This window comes from Kitasatospora terrestris, assembly GCF_039542905.1.
GTDB lineage: Bacteria > Actinomycetota > Actinomycetes > Streptomycetales > Streptomycetaceae > Kitasatospora > Kitasatospora terrestris.
The window spans coordinates 2,048,725-2,064,749 of record NZ_BAABIS010000001.1; the positions used below are offsets into that span (position 1 = coordinate 2,048,725).

Annotated in this window: 12 protein-coding genes and 1 pseudogene; 3 read left to right on the forward strand and 10 right to left on the reverse strand. The window is 73.4% G+C overall.

Translation table 11 applies throughout. The annotated features are described in order from the left end of the window. Positions 1 to 66: 66 nt before the first annotated feature. From ABEB06_RS09535 to ABEB06_RS09545, 3 genes are read right to left on the reverse strand one after another with little or no spacing between them, the layout of a single operon-like run. Positions 67 to 1,911: an AAA family ATPase gene (locus ABEB06_RS09535; protein ID WP_345696378.1), complete on the reverse strand. Its 1,845-nt coding sequence runs from the start codon at positions 1,909 to 1,911 to the stop codon at positions 67 to 69. Next, complete coding sequence (locus ABEB06_RS09540) at positions 1,908 to 3,290, reverse strand: hypothetical protein (RefSeq protein ID WP_345696379.1); 1,383 nt, start codon at positions 3,288 to 3,290, stop codon at positions 1,908 to 1,910. Before ABEB06_RS09540 ends, ABEB06_RS09535 begins: the two co-directional genes overlap by 4 nt. Next, positions 3,287 to 4,168: a hypothetical protein gene (locus tag ABEB06_RS09545; protein WP_345696380.1), complete on the reverse strand. Its 882-nt coding sequence runs from the start codon at positions 4,166 to 4,168 to the stop codon at positions 3,287 to 3,289. The genes ABEB06_RS09540 and ABEB06_RS09545 overlap by 4 nt, the downstream gene beginning before the upstream one ends. A 104-nt stretch (positions 4,169 to 4,272) precedes the next feature. Between ABEB06_RS09545 and ABEB06_RS09550 the strand changes: the two genes are divergently transcribed. Continuing rightward, positions 4,273 to 4,833 carry an NUDIX domain-containing protein gene (locus ABEB06_RS09550; protein ID WP_345696381.1) on the forward strand — a complete coding sequence of 187 codons (561 nt, stop codon included), beginning with the start codon at positions 4,273 to 4,275 and terminating at the stop codon, positions 4,831 to 4,833. A gap of 84 nt (positions 4,834 to 4,917) precedes the next feature. Here ABEB06_RS09550 and ABEB06_RS09555 read toward each other — a convergent pair whose 3' ends face one another. The 5 genes and pseudogenes from ABEB06_RS09555 to ABEB06_RS09575 all read right to left on the reverse strand — a co-directional run. Beyond that, positions 4,918 to 7,248, reverse strand: a complete 2,331-nt coding sequence (locus ABEB06_RS09555) for a Tex family protein (protein WP_345701790.1) — start codon at positions 7,246 to 7,248, stop codon at positions 4,918 to 4,920. A gap of 139 nt (positions 7,249 to 7,387) precedes the next feature. Further along, the gene (locus ABEB06_RS09560; RefSeq protein ID WP_345696382.1) at positions 7,388 to 8,185 is read right to left on the reverse strand and encodes an SGNH/GDSL hydrolase family protein; all 798 of its coding nucleotides are present in this window, start codon (positions 8,183 to 8,185) and stop codon (positions 7,388 to 7,390) included. Positions 8,186 to 8,315: 130 nt separating this feature from the next. After that, a complete protein-coding gene (locus ABEB06_RS09565) occupies positions 8,316 to 9,254 on the reverse strand; it encodes a GNAT family N-acetyltransferase (RefSeq protein ID WP_345696383.1) in 939 nt (312 codons plus the stop codon). 181 nt (positions 9,255 to 9,435) lie between these two features. Further along, positions 9,436 to 9,903: a DUF3291 domain-containing protein gene (locus tag ABEB06_RS09570; RefSeq protein WP_345696384.1), complete on the reverse strand. Its 468-nt coding sequence runs from the start codon at positions 9,901 to 9,903 to the stop codon at positions 9,436 to 9,438. Positions 9,904 to 9,992: 89 nt separating this feature from the next. After that, positions 9,993 to 10,346 (reverse strand): annotated as a pseudogene (locus tag ABEB06_RS09575) (winged helix-turn-helix transcriptional regulator); the annotation flags it as partial. A 101-nt stretch (positions 10,347 to 10,447) separates the two neighbouring features. Here ABEB06_RS09575 and ABEB06_RS09580 point away from each other — a divergent pair. Continuing rightward, a complete protein-coding gene (locus ABEB06_RS09580; RefSeq protein ID WP_345696385.1) occupies positions 10,448 to 11,659 on the forward strand; it encodes a pyridoxal phosphate-dependent aminotransferase in 1,212 nt (403 codons plus the stop codon). A gap of 100 nt (positions 11,660 to 11,759) precedes the next feature. Further along, positions 11,760 to 12,269, forward strand: a complete 510-nt coding sequence (locus tag ABEB06_RS09585; RefSeq protein ID WP_345696386.1) for a hypothetical protein — start codon at positions 11,760 to 11,762, stop codon at positions 12,267 to 12,269. Between the two features lie 49 nt (positions 12,270 to 12,318). Here ABEB06_RS09585 and ABEB06_RS09590 read toward each other — a convergent pair whose 3' ends face one another. Further along, complete coding sequence (locus ABEB06_RS09590; protein WP_345696387.1) at positions 12,319 to 14,502, reverse strand: RICIN domain-containing protein; 2,184 nt, start codon at positions 14,500 to 14,502, stop codon at positions 12,319 to 12,321. Positions 14,503 to 14,542: 40 nt separating this feature from the next. Beyond that, on the reverse strand, positions 14,543 to 15,961 hold the full coding sequence (locus ABEB06_RS09595) for an RICIN domain-containing protein (RefSeq protein ID WP_345696388.1): 1,419 nt from the start codon (positions 15,959 to 15,961) through the stop codon (positions 14,543 to 14,545). Between the last annotated feature and the right edge of the window lie 64 nt (positions 15,962 to 16,025).

The window sequence follows — 16,025 nt, forward strand, 5'->3', positions numbered from 1 at the left end:
CGGCGGTGGCCCCGGACGTGGCGGCGGTGCGCGGCGTCCGCCGCACCCCGCCGCCCTGACCTCCCGTCAGCCGCGGATCTGCGCGAACACCTTCATCCAGTACCGCTGCTGCTCGGCGGAGGCACCCACCAGGTAGGTGGAGCGCAGCTTCGCCGGCAGCAGCGCGACCAGCGCCGCCACCGCCTTGCGGTGCTTCTCCAGCTGGCTCAACTCGGCGTTGGCCACCGCCTGGTGGACCACGTCGGTGTCGTCGTTGCCCTCCGCCCCGGCCGCCGCGGCGGAGCGCAGCCGGGCGAGCCAGCCGTCCAGGTCGCGGGCGATCTCCTTCAGCCCGGTGACCTGCCGCCCGGCGAGCCGGTCGGTGAGCGCGGTCAGCGACACCGGGGCGTACTCGCCGTCACCCAGGTAGACGGTGCCCAACTGCAGGGGCAGGCCGCGCCGGTGGAGCTTGATCAGGCGCTCCATGGTGCGCTTGGTGATCCATGCCCGGCCGTCCTCGTCGAGGTCGTTCTTCCACCACTCCAGCACCGTCTCGGCGTCCCGGCCGTAGTGCCGGATCAGCCACTCGTTGGCCGGGATGTCCGCCGGGGTGACGGTCAGCGAGGCGGTGAACCGGGTCGCCTGGGCGATGTTGTTGCGGGCGACCAGCAGCTTGCGGCCCAGGTGGTACGGCGGGTTCTGCAGGGCGATCTGGGCGCGCAGGCCCTCGATCGGGCGGCCGGCGATCGACCACTCCTGGGTGATCTCCATCAGCTTCGCGAAGGCCGCCTTGTCCTTGGGCCGGTTGTACTCGTCCCAGATGATCGCCTTCGGCCCCGGGCCGGTGAAGTCGGCGGCGAGCAGGTTCTCCAGCGCGCCGTCCGGGGTGGGGACGGGCGCGCAGAGGTCCTCGACGTTGGTCACCGGCATCGAGAAGTACAGCGCGTCGTGGCCCAGCGCCGCCCGGGTCAGCTCCCGGACCAGCTCGGTCTTCCCGCAGCCGGGCGGGCCCTGCAGCAGGACCGCCCAGCGGTTGGCGAGCGCCGCCTCCACCACCCGGCGGACCGGGTCGGCGATCCGGTCCGGATTGGGCACGCCCAGGGCGGCCGCGATCCGGTCGAGGACCTCACCGGTCCGGTCCCGGCCCGGTCTGCCGCCCTTCCCCGGCTCGGCGAGCCGCATCCGCTCCCCGTTGACCAGGGGGAGCCCCCACACCAGCGGGAAGCCCTCCCGGGCCATCGCCAGCACGTGCTCCAGGGTGCGCGGCGAGAGCAGTTCGCGCATCGCCGGGTCGAGCGACGCCCAGATCCGGAACACCTTGGACAGGTCCCGGTCCCGGTGGACCGCGGCCAGCCGGTGCCGCCAGGCGGTGTCGTTGGCGGTGATCCGCAGGGTCACCATCCGGTCCAGGATCGCCAGGTCGCTGCGCCGGGCGCTGGTCTCCGCCAGTGACTCGTTGTCGGTGAGGAACACCCCGATGCAGCCCAGCGCCCGCAGGTCGTACCCGCCGAGCGTCCAGTTGCAGGCGATCTGCATCAGCTGCGACTGGATCGTCTCCCCCGCCTGCAGCGAGTCGTCGATCAGCAGCACGAACGGCCGGCCCGGCTTCAGCTGGCTCATCACCAGCTGCCGCAGCACCAGTTCGCCGGTGGCCTCGTCCCGCACCGGGGCGTTGGCCAGCAGGTCGTCCGGGGTCAGGTTGGCCGCCGGGACGACCACCAGCACCGCGTCCGGGTACGCCGCGGCGAGGTGCGAGTGGAAGGTCGACGTCTTGCCGATGCCGTGCTCGCCGAAGACCTGGCCGGTCTGGCCGAGCTCGATCATCGCGTCGATGAAGGACTCCAGCGGAGAGGTACCGGTCCAGCCCTCCGGCGGAGCCGGGTAGGTGGCGTTCGGCCGCCAGGTCCGGACGGCGGGCGCGGTGGTGGTCATGATGCTCCTGTGGTGACCCGGTGGCACGCCATCTGCGGGGTGTGGTGGTCGGGCCAGTCGTCGCCGCCCTCGGTGATCAGCCAGATCCACTTCTCGGGCTCGGCGGGGGTGATGTGCGGGGCGTAGCCGTCGGTGAGCACGACCACCGCGTCCGGGCGTTCCTCGAACGCCCGCCCCTCGGCGGTCGGCGTCCGGCCCTCCACGTGGTCGGCGACCGCCTGGAAACTCGTACCGCCGCCTCCGTACACCCGCTCGCCCGGCCGGAACGGCATCACCACGCCGTCGAAGGACAGCCAGTGCGCCTCCACCCCGTCGATCCGGCCGACGAGTTCGGTCAGCCACTCGACCACGTGGGCCGGCATCGACCCCGAGGTGTCGTACGCGACCACCAGCACCTTGGTGCGCACCGGCCCGCGCCGCGACAGCGTCGGCGGCTGCCCGAGCGCCGCCAGCAGGGCGCCGCGCTTCTTCGGGTACACCAGCCGCTCGCCCTCGGACAGCTTGCTCGCCAGCACGTCGACCAGCCAGCGCTGCCACCAGTCGACCCGGCGGGTCGCGCCGGCGGTGCCGCGCAACGCGCCCGCGCCGAGCGTGCCCCACAGCCGGGTCGCGCGCTCGGACGCGCCGTCCGTCCGGTCCAGCAGGTCGAGCAGCTCGCGCTCCGCCAGGGCCTGGCCGCGGCGCGCCGCGAGCAGCGTGTTCAGCAGCACCGAGGAGCCGATCCGGTCGACCGTCTCCTGGTCGGCGGGCACGCCGCCCGGCAGCAGGTGCAGGCACCGGTGCGCCGGCACCGGCGGATCCGTCATCCGCAGCAGCTCCCGGTACACGCTCTGGTCCGTCTCCACGAAGTCCGGGTACGCCAGCGCGTCCAGGCCCTGCGCGGTCAGATCCGCGACGTACCGGGCGTGGATCCCCCGCGGGTCGATCCCCACCGGCTCACCGTCCAGCAGCGGCAGGCCGGTACGGCCGAGGCGGACCATCGCCACGTGGTTGATCGACACCTCGGTCGCCACCCGGAACACCGGGTCCGCCCGCAGCTCCGGCTCCGCGAACAGGTGCCGCTGCAGCAGGTGCCGCGCCTCGTGGAACAGCACGAACTTCACCCCCGCCAGGCCCACCGCCACGAAGAACCGCGGGTTGTACAGCAGCAGGCACGTCCCGTCGCCGGACGCCACCACCGCCGCCGTCTCCACCGCCGTCGTCGGCACCTGGTGACGGCACTTCGCGTACAGCCACGACGCCACCGCGGACTCGGTCAGCCCGAAGTCCAGCAGCGCCGCCTCCTTCAACCGCCGTGCCTGCGCCACTACCTCCGGCGGCGCGGGCCGCCACTCCGCCAGGGCCCGCCGGTCCGTCAGGTCGACCACGTGCCCGCTCACCCCCACGGCCCCTCCGGCTCGGGGCCGGCGACGGCCGCCGCCAGGTCGACGAGTTCGGCCGTGGTGCCGATGAACTCGGGAAGGAGCTGCGCCACGATCGCCCAGGCCTCGACGTGCCCGCCGAGCCGCTCGTGCACCAGCGGGCGGACCGCCGACGCGCTGCGGTCCACCACGCGCGGCTGCGCCCGGTACAGGACGTCCAGCAGGGGCAGCGCGGAGATCGCCGGCGCCACTCCGGTCACCAGGTCGTCCAGGCCCTCGACGATCCCGGCCTCCCGCAGCCGGTGGGTGAACTTGGCGTGCGTGCCGAAGGCCGTCCGCAGCGAGGGCGGGCAGTCGAACCGCCCGGCGAGCGCCCAGCGGGCGTAGCCGGGCAGCGGCCGCTCGGCGTGGGCCGCCGCGACGCCGGGCCAGTCCGCGCTGCGCACCTCCTGCGCCGCCCGCCGGGCGCGCTTCAGCGATCCGCGGGTGACCGCTCCGTACAGCCGCTCCAGGATCCGGGGCAGGGCGAGACCCTCACCGAGCCGCTCGTCGTCCGGCCGGACGGCGGTGACGTACGGGCTGCGCTCGACCCTCCGTCCGGCGTCCCCCGGTCCGAACGGCACGCCGTCGGCCACGTCGCGGGCGAGGCCGGCGGGCAGCACGCCCATGCCGAACAGGGCCGCGTTGACCTCCGGGTCGTCCGCCTGCAGCAGCCACAGCCGGACCTGCGCGGGGGCTTGGCGCACCTCGCTGCGGAAGGAGTTGTCGACGACGCCCCCGGCGGCGGCCCGCCCCTCGTCGAGGCCGAGCCGGGCGCGGACCCGCTCGGCGATCCCGTCGTCCGCCATCCGCAGCAGAAAGCCGACGGCGGTCGCGGTCCGGTCGTCCAGTGCCATGGTTGCCTGCCCCCTAGTCTCCGCCGACATGATGCCAGCCCGCCCCCCACCTCCGAACAGCGAATATCCCGGCGTCGGGGATCATCGGGCACTACGATCGATCAATGACGGACACCACGGACAGAGCAGCGGAACTCGCGGCCCTCGCAGCCCGGTTCCCGATCCTGCACGCGCCCCAGCGCTGGGCCTGGGGCGGCATCGACGCCCAGTTCTCGGCCGAGCTGCCGCCGGACGGGCTGATCACCAACATCCACCTGGTGGGGTTCACCGACGGGCTGGTCGTGCTGTGCCGCGACGTCCGCGGCCACTGGTTCCTGCCCGGCGGTACGCGGGAGGCCGCCGAGTCCGTGGAGTCCTGCCTGGAACGCGAGTTGCGCGAGGAGGCGGGCGCCCGGCTGGTCGGACCCGCGCGGTGGATCGGCGCGCACCGCGCGGTGACCGACCACCCGGTGCCGTACCGGCCGTGGCAGCCGCACCCCGAGAAGGCGTGGCTGTGGGGCTGGGCGGAGGTCGTGGTCGACTCCGCGCCGACCAATCCGGCGGACGGCGAGCAGGTCGTGGAGGTCCGCCCGATGGAGCCGGCGGAGGCCAAGCGGCTCCTGGTGCGGGGCCGCGAAGCGTGGTGGGGCGAGCTCGTCGACCTCGCGGTCGAGCAGTACCGGTAGGGGCGCGCGGACCCGCGCGTCCAGCCGTGCGCCCCGGGACGGGGTGGCCGGCCGCGCGGTCCTCCGCGCCCCTGGCGGTTCGTCCTACTTGGTCAGGCCGGCCCGGCGGAGTGCGTCCGCCATGGCGCTGTTGGCCGCCGGCGGCTGGTTGCCGCCACCGCCGCGGCGGTCCTGGCGCGGCGGCCGCCGGTCGCGGTCGCGCCGCTCGCCACCGCCGTTGCCCCCACCCCCGCCGCCGGACTTCACGTCGTCGTCGAGCCGCAGCGTCAGCCCGATCCGCTTGCGCGGCACGTCGACGGCGGTGACCCGGACCTTGACGATGTCGCCGGGCTTGACGACCTCGCGCGGGTCCTTGACGAAGGTCTTCGACAGCGCCGACACGTGGACCAGGCCGTCCTGGTGCACGCCGATGTCGACGAACGCGCCGAACGCCGCCACGTTGGTGACGACGCCCTCCAGCACCATGCCGACCTCCAGGTCGCCGATCTTGTCGACGCCCTCCTTGAAGGTCGCGGTCCGGAACGCGGGGCGCGGGTCGCGGCCGGGCTTGTCGAGCTCGCCGAGGATGTCGGTGACGGTGGGCACGCCGAAGGTGTCGTCGGCGAACTCGCCGGGCTTCAGCGACCGCAGGACGGCCCCGTTGCCGATCAGGGTCCGCAGGTCGCCGCCGGTCGCGGCGAGGATCCGGCGCACCACGGGGTACGCCTCGGGGTGCACGGCGGAGGCGTCCAGCGGGTCGTCGCCGTCCGCGATCCGCAGGAAGCCCGCGCACTGCTCGAACGCCTTCGGGCCGAGCCGGGCCACGTCCTTGAGCGCCTTGCGGGTGCGGAACGGCCCGTTGGCGTCGCGGTGGGCGACGATGTTGTCGGCGAGCGTGCCGGTGATGCCGGAGACCCGGGTGAGCAGCGGCGCCGACGCGGTGTTGACGTCCACGCCGACGGCGTTGACGCAGTCCTCGACCACGGCGTCCAGCGAGCGGGAGAGCTTCACCTCGCTGAGGTCGTGCTGGTACTGGCCGACGCCGATCGACTTGGGGTCGATCTTCACCAGCTCGGCCAGGGGGTCCTGCAGTCGGCGGGCGATGGAGACCGCGCCGCGGATCGACACGTCCAGGCCGGGCAGCTCCTGCGAGGCGAACGCGGACGCCGAGTAGACGGACGCGCCGGCCTCGCTGACCATCGCCTTGGTGAGCCCCAGGTCGGGGTGACGGGTGATCAGGTCGCCGGCGAGCTTGTCCGTCTCGCGCGAGGCGGTGCCGTTGCCGATGGCGACCAGGTCGACGTCGTGCTTCTTCGCCAGCGCCGCCAGGGTGGCGATCGCGGCGTCCCACTTGTTGGCGGGCTGGTGGGGGTAGACGGTGTCGTGGGCGACGACCTTGCCGGTGGCGTCCACGATCGCGACCTTCACGCCGGTCCGGAAGCCCGGGTCGAGGCCCATGGTGGCGCGGGTGCCGGCGGGTGCGGCGAGCAGCAGGTCGCGCAGGTTGGCGGCGAAGACGCGGACGGCCTCGTCCTCGGCCTCGGCGCGCAGCCGGGTGCGCAGGTCGATGCCGAGCCGGACCAGGATCCGGGTGCGCCAGGCCCAACGGACGGTGTCGGTCAGCCACTTGTCGCCGGGGCGGCCGCGGTCGGCGATGCCGAAGCGGGCGGCGATGCGCTGCTCGTAGTCGTTCTCGCCGGGCAGGTCGGTGGCCTCGGAGCCGTCCAGCGGGGAGAGTTCGAGGTCGAGGACCTCTTCCTTCTCGCCGCGCAGCATGGCGAGGATGCGGTGCGAGGGGAGCTTGGTGTACGGCTCGGCGAAGTCGAAGTAGTCGGCGAACTTGGCGCCGTCCTGCTCCTTGCCGTCGCGCACCTTGGCGACCAGGCGGCCGCGGGTCCACATCCGCTCGCGCAGCGAGCCGACCAGGTCGGCGTCCTCGCCGAAGCGCTCGACCAGGATCGAGCGGGCGCCGTCCAGGGCGGCGGCGGTGTCGGCGACGGCCTCGTTCAGGTAGCCGGCGGCGACCGCGGCCGGGTCCTGGGCGGGGTCGGCGAGCAGGGTGTCGGCGAGCGGTTCGAGGCCGGCCTCGCGGGCGATCTGCGCCTTGGTGCGCCGCTTGGGCTTGAACGGGAGGTAGATGTCCTCCAGGCGGGCCTTGGAGTCCGCGGCGAGGACCTGGGCGCGCAGCGTGTCGTCCAGCTTGCCCTGGGCCCCGATCGACTCCAGGACGGCGGTCCGGCGCTCCTCCAGCTCGCGGAGGTAGCGCAGCCGCTCCTCCAGGGTGCGCAGTTGGGCGTCGTCGAGCGCGCCGGTGGCCTCCTTGCGGTAGCGGGCGATGAACGGCACGGTGGAGCCGCCGTCGAGCAGGTCGACGGCCGCCTTCACCTGCCCTTCGCGGACGCCCAGCTCATCGGCGATCTTGCGTTCGACTGGCATGGTCACGAAGCCGGCACCTTCTCTGGTTCTCCTCGCGGGACTCCGCCATTCTGGCAGGTCCGGACCGACCGGTCGGGCCGGGCGGGATCCCGGGCGCGGCGGCACGTCGGGCGGCCGGACGCGCGGCGGACGGGTGTGTTCAGCCCTCGTACGGGAGCAGTTCGGGCCGCTTGGCGGGGCGGCCGTCGCCGGAGGAGCGACCGCGCAGCCGGCGGCCGATCCACGGGCCGAGGTGCAGGCGCAGCCAGCGCAGGTCGTCGCGCAGCTTCTCGCCCCGGCCGCGCGGTGCGGCGGCGGTGAGCGGGGCCCGCCAGTCCTCGGCGGCGGGCCGGCCGAGCGCCTCCAGGACGGCGGCGGCGACCCGGCGGTGCCCTTCCGGCGAGAGGTGCAGGCGGTCCTCGGCCCACATCCGGCGGTCGTCGAAGCACGGCGCGGTGTACAGGTCGACCACCACGACGCGCCCGGGGTTGTCGCGGGCGATCGACTCGACGAACGCCTTCATCCGCAGGATCGCCGGCAGCAGCCGGGTGGAGCCGGGCAGCCGGCGGGTCGGGTCGGTGCTGGTGAACATCACCACGGTCCGGCCTTCGGCGATCAGGGCCGCCGCGGCCTTGCCGAGGCGCTCCTCGACGTCGTCGATGTCGCAGCCGGGCCGCAGCACGTCGTTCAGCCCGCCGGCGAGGGTGACCAGGTCGGTGCCCATCGCGGCGGCGGCGCCGACCTGTTCCTCGCAGATCTGGCCGATCAGCTTGCCGCGCACCGCGAGGTTCGCGTACCGGAACTCCCGGCCGGGCCGTTCGGCGGCAAGGGCGGCGGCGACCCGGTCGGCCCAGCCGCGGTACTGGCCGTCGGGCAGCAGGTCGTCGCACATGCCCTCGGTGAAGGAGTCACCGACGGCGACGTAACTGGACACGGGGGATGCGGGTGTGTTCTCCATGGCCCACCGATGGTACGCGCACCCGCGATCCTGTCCGCGCGGGCCCTACCCCTCGGTAGGGCGGGCCCGCGCGGCCCGGGGCGGGTCTGTGCGCGTCGCCGGTCGGGTCGGTGCGCGGTCGCCGGTCGGGTCAGTGCGCGGTCGCCGAGAGGACCAGGCGGACGCCGAAGTTGCGGTAGCCGGCCCGGTCGAAGGCGGCGGCCATCGGGGCGTTGCCGAAGTCGGTGTCCGCCCCGATCCGCTGGGCGCCGCGGCCGGCGTGGGAGCGGGTGATCTCGCCGAGCAGGTCGTCGACCAGGCCGCGGCCGCGCTGCTCGGGGACGACGCCGAGGTAGCCGACCACCGGCCCGCCCTGGTTGGCGGAGGGGATGGCGAAGCCCGCGACCTCGCCCTGCGGGGTGTACGCGAGCCGCCACCAGGAGCGTTCGCCGGGCATCCGCAGGTAGTCGGCCAGGGTCTCCTCGGCCTGCGCCCGCGCGTCGGCCCGTTCGAGGCCGCGCCGGGTGTCGTCGTCGAGGCTGCCGACGGCGACCCGCCGGAACACCTCGACGAACGCGGCGTCGTCGGGCTCGGCCCGGAACTCGAGCAGGCCGCGGTCGGCGGGCACCGGGAGCTCCGGCGTCCACTCGTAGCGCAGCCGTTCCAGCTCGGCGCCGAGCCCGGCGCGCGCCGCGGCCTCCTGCCGCCAGCGCACCGCGGCGGCGACGGCCGGGTCCCGGCGCCAGCCCGGCGGCAGGAAGAGGTGGTACTCGGGCAGCGCCCCGGCCGGGAAGGCCCGGTGCGCGGCGCCCAGCAGCGCGGCGGCGACGGCGACCCGGTCGGCGACGGACCCGTCGACCCAGATGCAGTCGAGGGCGAGCGGACGGTCGCCCTCGGGGAAGGTCCACCAGACGGCGCGGGCGAGCATCCGCCCGTCGGCGTCCTCGGCGATCCAGGTGTGCGCGGGACGGTAGCTGCCGGCGTCGAGGAAGCGGCGGTACCGCTCGGGGTCGGCCCAGCTGATCGGGTCGGTGACGGTGACGGAGAGGACGGCGTCGAGGTCGGACTCGACGGTGGGACGGAAGAACACGCTGCCTCCGGAGCAGTCGGGAGGCGCCTGGGCCGGCTCAGCGGCCGGTACGCGGAGGCGCCGGGGTGTGAACGGGATGCATCGCGACGCCTCCTTCCTCCGCCCGTGGCGGCCTGCGGCGCTCCGTGCGCCGGACTGCCACTCAACCACACCGTCGCTGACGGTTCAACGGTTTTCCCGGTCAGGCGTCCGGCGCCGGGAAGCGCTCCTTCAGCGTGAACGCGTCGGCGGTGGGGCCCTTCGCCCGCAGCAGGTCGAGCCGGGCCTCGGCCTCGGCGACGGTCGGCCGGTGCCCGGCGGGCACCCACCACAGCGCGGTCATCGCCTCGGCCGGCCGCTCGAACCACTCGCGGCGCCGCTTGAGCACCGGCCGGTGCTCCGGGCTGTAGACGTACGCCTCCAGCGTCCCGGGGTCGCGCCAGACCGACATGTTGACGAGCAGCCAGTCGTCCCCGTAGATCCGCGAGCCGGTCGCGTTGCCGCCGTACTCGCCGTCGGCCAGCCGCCACACGAAGCCCTCGGCCCGGTCGGCGGCGGCGTTGAGCGGCTCCAACGCGGCGACGAAGTCGGCGAGTTGCGGGCTGTCCAGCGGGGCGAGCATCCGGGCGATGTTGATCTGGGCGAGCTGGTGCGCGGGTTCGGTGGTCATGCGGCGACGCTAACCACGGGCCGCGCCGCGCGAAAGCCCCGGTCCACGGGCCGGGACGGGGGTCAGTCGCCCGCCACCGGCTGCCCGGTGTACCAGTGGCCGCGCACCGCGTCGGTCGGCCGGGGCTCGCCGAGCTCGTCCGCGCCCCAGGCGGCGAGCGCCTCGACGACGCCGCGCAGGGCCAGGCCGCGTTCGGTCAGCCGGTAGAGGACGGCGTTGGCGGGCTTCTCCATCCGGTGCCGCTCGGCGAGGCCCTCGCTCTCCAGCTGCTTGAGCCGGGCGGCGAGGATGTCGGTGGACACGCCGGGCAGGTCGGCGTGCAGGTCGGTGTAGCGGCGCGGACCGCCGAGCAGCTCCCGGACGATGAGCAGGCTCCAGCGCTCGCCCACCGCGTCCAGGGCACGGGCGACGGCGCAGTACTGGTCGTAGCTTCGGCGTGGCATGCGGTCAGCATAGCCAATAGGTTGGACTTTCCAAGCGACTACTTGGTAGAACAAAGCATTGCCGGCCGCGGTGGCCCGGCGACCGGTCCGGGAGGCCCCTGATGGAGTTCCGCCAGTCCAGCAAGCTCAAGGACGTGTGCTACGAGATCCGCGGCCCGGTCGTGGACACCGCCAACGCCCTCGAGGAGGCCGGGCACAGCGTGCTCCGACTGAACACCGGCAACCCGGCGACGTTCGGCTTCGAGGCGCCCGAGGAGATCGTCCAGGACATCATCCGCAACCTCCCCAACGCGCACGGCTACAGCGACTCGCGCGGCATCCTGCCCGCCCGGCGCGCGGTGGTGCAGTACTACCAGCAGCGCGGGGTCGCCGGGGTCACCGTGGACGACGTCTACATGGGCAACGGCGCCTCCGAGCTCATCCAGATGGCGGTGCAGGCCCTGGTCGACGACGGGGACGAGGTGCTCGTCCCGGCGCCGGACTTCCCGCTCTGGACGGCCGTGGTCCGGCTGGCCGGCGGCAAGGCGGTCCACTACCTGTGCGACGAGGAGGCGGACTGGTACCCCGACCTGGAGGACATCGCCGCAAAGATCAGCCACCGCACCAAGGCGATCGTCGTCATCAACCCGAACAACCCGACCGGCGCGGTCTACCCGAAGGAGCTCCTGGAGGGCATCCTCGAACTCGCCCGCCGGCACGGCCTGATGGTGCTCGCCGACGAGATCTACGACAAGATCCTCTACGACGGCGCCGAGCACCACTGCCTGGCGGCGCTCTCCGACGACGTCCTCACCCTCACCTTCAACGGCCTGTCCAAGTCCTACCGGGTGTGCGGCTACCGCAGCGGCTGGCTGGCCGTGTCCGGCCCGAAGGAGCTCGCCAAGGACTACTTGGAGGGCTTGACCATGCTGGCCGGCATGCGGCTGTGCCCCAACGTGCCCGCCCAGTACGCCGTCCAGGCGGCGCTCGGCGGCCACCAGTCGATCAACGACCTGGTGCTGCCGACCGGGCGGCTCGCCGAGCAGCGGGACGTCGCCTGGCGGGCGCTCAACGACATCCCGGGCGTCAGCTGCGTCAAGCCCAAGGGCGCGCTGTACGCCTTCGCCAGGCTCGACCCGGCGGTGCACAAGATCGTCGACGACGAGCGCTTCGTGCTGGACCTGCTGCTCCGCGAGAAGATCCACATCGTCCAGGGCACCGGCTTCAACTGGCCCCGCCCGGACCACTTCCGCTTCGTCACGCTGCCCCGCGCGGACGACCTGGAGACCGCGATCAGCCGGATCGGCCGCTTCCTCACCACCTACCGCCAGTAGCGGTCCGGTCACCGGCGGGCAACGACTGGATCACTCCGCCGGTGCGCCGCGGCGGCACTCGCCAGGATGTCCGGCATCCCGTCCCCGGACGAAAGCCGCCATGACCCGCCACCACACCGACCGCGCCGTGCCACGAGCCGTCAGGGCCGCCCTCCTCGGGGCAGCCCTGGCCGCGGCACTGTTCACCACCGCCTGCGAGCCGGAGGCCGCCGCACCGCCGCCGGCCCGGCCGTCCACCACCGCCGCGAGCGCGCCGGCGACCCCGTCCCCGGTGGTGCCGGCGACGCCGTCGCCCACTCCGACCGCGTCGCCGACCCCCACCCCGACGCCGACGCCCACCCCGACGCCCACCGCGACGGCGGTGCCCGCGCAGGCCGCGCCGACCCGGACGGCCGCCGCGACCAGGACTCCCACCCCGACGCGCACCACCCAGGCCCCCCAGCCGACCCAGCCGCAGGCCGGCGGCTGCCACCCCCTCTCCAACGCCGGCAACTGCTACAAGGCCGGCCAGTACTGCCGCACCTCCGACCACGGCGTGTACGGGACGGACGCGAGCGGCCGGGCCATCAAGTGCGTGGACAACAACGGCTGGCGCTGGGAGCCGGCCTGAGACGCGGCGGCCGGGCCGGGCCTGGAGTCCCGGCCCGGCCGCCGGTCGGTCACGGGTAGGCGACCAGGTTCGCCACGTTGGTCGACGAGTTGGACGGTCCGCCCGTCCCGTTGATCACGTGGTTGATGGTGCCGGTGCCGCCCAGCGAGACGGTCACCATGTCGTGGAAGCGCACCGTCGACCGGTTGGGCACCTCGAAGGCGTGCTCGGCCACCACGCCGGGGTTGACGTTGAAGTAGCAGTAGCTGCCCAGGCCCCAGGCCTCGTGGTCGACCACCGAGTCGGCGACCTTGTAGGCCGCGTAGCCCCGGGTGGAGCCGTTCGTCCAGGCCGCCTGGTTCGGCGGGTCGTAGGGCATCTCGTTCTGGAAGAAGTAGGTGCGGCCCCCCTCGCCGTTCCAGATCACCTGGTGCTGCTGGAAGTGCTCCACGAACAGGCCGTACATGGTGACCGAACGGCCGTTCACGACCAGGCCGTTGGCCGCGGTGTTGGCCGTCCAGCCGACGCCGCTGCCGTGGTCGGCGCGCCAGATCCACAGGTGGTCGCCGATCACGTTGTTGCTGTTGACCACCAGCGACTGGGTGGCCTTGCCGACACCGGCACCGCCGATCCGGAAGAACACGTCGTGCAGCGAGGTCGGATCGGCCGCGTGGTCGGCGCTCGAACCGCCGGCGCCGATCTGCATCAGCACCGGCGAGTTGACCGGTCCGGCGTCGATCAGCAGGCCGGCCAGCTTGACGCCGTCCACGTCGGCGACGTTCACCGCGGTGACGCCGTTGTCCGGGATCAGCGTGGCGAGGCCGAGGCCCAGCACCACGGTATCGGGCCGGGTGATGTTCAGCGTCTGCGCGAGGTGGTAGACGCCCGGGGTGATCAGCAGGTTCTTGCCCTGCGCCAGGGCCGCGTTGAGGTCGGCCGCGGTGGCACCGGGCTTGGCGATGTAGAACCGGTCGATCGGCAGCGAGCTGCCGGGCTGGGTGCCGGCCCAGGTGATGCCGCTGCTGTTGCTGCGCAGCGCCGGGACGAACACCTGCCAGGCGCCGGCCCCGTCCACGTACAGGAAGGGCTTCTCGCGGACCACCGGGGTCTGGCCGACGGTGGTGTACGGCGGGTTGGGGAAGGTGTTGGCGGGCGCGTTCACGTCGCCGACGAAGACCATGTTCCAGTTGGAGCCGGTCCAGCTGCCCCACTGGGCGTTGCGGGAGAGCCACTGCTGCTGGGAGCCGGAGCGCAGCTGGCCGTCGATCTTCGAGTCGGCGATGAAGCCGCCGCTGGACCAGCCGCCGTCGTCCAGCTGCAGGTTGCCGCGGACGTGCATCCGGCGGTACGGCGCGGCCTGGGAGACCGCCCAGCGGTCGGTGCCGCCGTTCGGGTTGACCGAGAGGTTCTCGGCGGAGCGCCAGAAGTTCTGGGTGGCGTTGCCCTGGAACCAGTCGGCCTCGGCGTGCACCGCGCCGTTGATGGTGACGTCGTCGGGCGACAGGCCGAGGCCGGCGACCTGGGTGTAGAAGCCGACGTTGGCGTCGACCGCGTAGCTGCCGGGCTTGAACAGCAGGGCCTGCCGCTCGGTGCCGAACTGGTTGGACTCCTGCTGGGAGAAGACCGAGTTGAGCTTGGCCTGGATGGAGGAGGCCGGCATCGACGGGTCGAAGACCGTCACGTTCGGCCCGAAGTCCGGTGTACCGGGCACGTTCTGGACTCCGAGGGTGAAGGACTGCGCGGCGGTGCCGTTGCAGGTGTACTGCTGCAGCTGCACCGCGTCGGCGGTGGAGGCGGACGGGACGTCCAGGCACTTGCCGCTGTTGCGGTTGACCAGGTGGTAGGTGCCGCCGGCCTCGGCGACCGGCAGCCACTGCTGGTTGGCGCCGCCGCCGTAGGTCCACAGCTGGACCTTGGCGGCGTCGGCGGTGGAGACGTCGGTGACGTCCCAGACCTTGCCGGGGTCGCCCTGCGCGTTGACCCGGACGTAGCCGCCGCCGGCATCCTGGAACTGCCAGTTCTGCGCGCCGGTGCCGTTGCAGGCGTACTGCTGGACGGCGGTGCCGTTGGCGGTGGCGGCCGCGGCGGCGTCCACGCACTTGCCGCTGTTCTTGGCGACCACCGTGACGAAACCGGTGGGGACGGCCGCGTGGGCGGCGGGCGCGGGGGTGAGGACCACCGCGGAGACGGTGCCGGCGAGCAGGCCGAGCACGCTGCTCAGCGGGACGGCCCTCCTGCGGGCTGTCGTGTTCATCGAGGACTCCTGGGGGGCAGCGGGTGGGTGGTCACGCCGGTCACGCGGGGAGGTTCCACTGCTGGTTGGCGGCGCCGAAGCAGTCCCAGATCTGCAGCCGGGTGCCGTTGGCCGAGCTGGGCCCGGTCGCGTCCAGGCAGCGGCCGGAGGCCGGGTTCACCAGGGTGTTGCCGGCGCCGGCCTGCCACTTCTGGGCCCCGGTGCCGTTGCAGTCGTAGAGCTGCACCTGGGTGCCGTTGGCGGTGCCGGCCGCGGTGACGTCCATGCACTTGCCGAGCGCGCGCAGCGAGCCGTCGTCGGCCACCGTCCAGGTCTGCGCGGCGGTGCCGTTGCAGTCGTACAGCTGGATCGCGGTGCCGTTGGCGGTGGAGGCCGCGGCCACGTCCACGCACTTGCCGCCGTAGCCGGTGATCCGGCCGGTCCGCTGCTGCGGGGGCGTGGTGCCGCCGGTGACGGCGTTGAAGATCCGGCTGAACTGGTACGGGGACTGCGGGGTGCCGCTGCAGGAGTCGGACAGGGTGCCGTTGGTGGCGCAGGCCTTGTCCCGGCCGACCGCCCAGAAGGCGAGCTGCTGGATGCCGCGGCTCGCCGCGAAGCCCTCCAGCGTGGTGGCGTTGCCGGTGGTGAAGACCTCGACGGTGGTGTCGTTGACCCCGATCATCGGGGTGTTGCCCTCCATCGCCCACAGCTGGTCGGAGGTCTTGGTGGTCCAGATCCGGCCGAGCTGGGTGTGCAGGCTGTTGGCGGCGTCGATCGCGGCCTGGCCCATGTCCAGCGCCGGGCCGTAGTCCATGGTCATGATGTTGACCAGGTTGACGTCCAGGCCGCGGGACTTGGCGTTGTTCAGCAGGTCGAGCGAGTTCTGCAGCAGGCCGCCCGGGTCCACCGGCAGGGTGTAGTTGACGGCGAGCTTCCTGCCGGCCGCCGCGTAGCTCTGCTGCAGGCCGGCCAGGGCCTGGTTGCGGCGGTCGTTGGCGGCCGTGTCGTTCAGCGCGCCGCCCTCGATGTCCAGGTCGATCCTGGTGAGGTTGAGGGTGTCGACCACCCGCTTGTACTGGGCCTGCAGCGAGGAGACGCTGGTGCAGGCCTGGGCCAGTTCGGTGCCGGCCGCGCCGCCGAAGGAGGCGATCACGTCGCCGCCGGCCGCCCGCAGGCTGTTCACCGCGCCGGTCCAACCGGCGTCGGTGATCGGGGTGTTGCCGTTGAAGGTGGCATTGCAGCTGCCGTCGGCGATCACGAACGCGAGGGTGAAGTACTTCAGGCCGGTCGCGTTGCGGACGTCGGCCATCACCGACGGGGACTTCCAGGTCTCGATGTACGGGGCCGCGTAGTGCGCCGGGAACCCGGGCCCCGGGTTGGCCGCGGCGGCGGCCGGTGAGCTGCCGGCGAGCAGCAGGCCGGCGACCGCGACGGGTAGCGCGACGGCGCCGGCGAGGGCGCGAGACACGTTTCTGAGCATGGGGGACTCCCTCTGGCAGCAGGGACGCGTGGGGGCACGCCGGTCCAGCCGACGGGCCGTCACC